Here is a 372-nt window from a genome sequence, read left to right as displayed (position 1 = left end):
ACTTGCGCCTTTTCTTCTCGATTATTCAAAAAACCTTATCTCAGCATCGACAATGGATATGCTGTTCAATTTAGCGAAAGAGTGCGATGTTGAAGCTTGGCGAGAAAAAATGTTTAGCGGAGAACGTATTAACCGCACAGAAGACCGTGCAGTATTGCATACAGCGTTAAGAAATCGCAGCGAAACACCAATAATGCTCGATGGTAAAAACATTAATATTGATGTGCGATTAGCTCTAGATAAGATGAAAACCTTTAGTGAGAAAGTTCGCCAAGGTTTATGGAGTGGTTATTCAGGAAAGCGTATTACTGATGTGGTAAATATTGGTGTGGGCGGTTCAAATTTAGGCCCGCAAATGGTCACTGAAGCACT

1 pseudogene is annotated in these 372 nt (G+C 40.6%); it reads left to right on the top strand.

The window, feature by feature from the left end:
* A pseudogene (pgi, locus tag H4J50_RS19160) lies at positions 1 to 372 on the top strand (glucose-6-phosphate isomerase); the annotation flags it as partial.

The organism is Colwellia sp. 6M3 (genome assembly GCF_014077595.1).
GTDB lineage: Bacteria > Pseudomonadota > Gammaproteobacteria > Enterobacterales > Alteromonadaceae > Cognaticolwellia.
This window is presented reverse-complemented; position numbering and strand designations above follow the sequence as displayed.